1 pseudogene is annotated in these 315 nt (G+C 59.7%); it reads left to right on the forward strand.

The window, feature by feature from the left end:
• A pseudogene (locus RWK44_RS35000) lies at positions 1-315 on the forward strand (M10 family metallopeptidase C-terminal domain-containing protein); the annotation flags it as partial.

The following is a 315-nucleotide window of genomic DNA, read 5'->3' on the forward strand; positions in this document are numbered from 1 at the left end:
GTCGTCGACAATGCCGGCGACAGCGTTGCCGAGAGCGCCGCCGCGGGAACCGATACGGTCAAGACCGTGCTGGCAAGCTATACGCTTGGCGCCAATGTCGAGAACCTCACCTATATCGGAACGGCAGCCTTTGCCGGGACAGGCAACGCGCTGAACAATGTCCTGACCGGTGGGGCAGCTGCGGACAATCTCAGCGGCGGCGTCGGCAACGACACATTGATTGGTGGTGCTGGTTCCGACACGATGTCAGGCGGGACGGGTGATGACATTTATGTCGTCGATATTGCGACCGACCTTGTGAGCGAGAATGCAAAT

Origin of the sequence: Rhizobium sp. 25PS6 (genome assembly GCF_032464655.1) — a bacterium.
In the GTDB taxonomy this organism is placed as follows: domain Bacteria; phylum Pseudomonadota; class Alphaproteobacteria; order Rhizobiales; family Rhizobiaceae; genus Rhizobium; species Rhizobium laguerreae.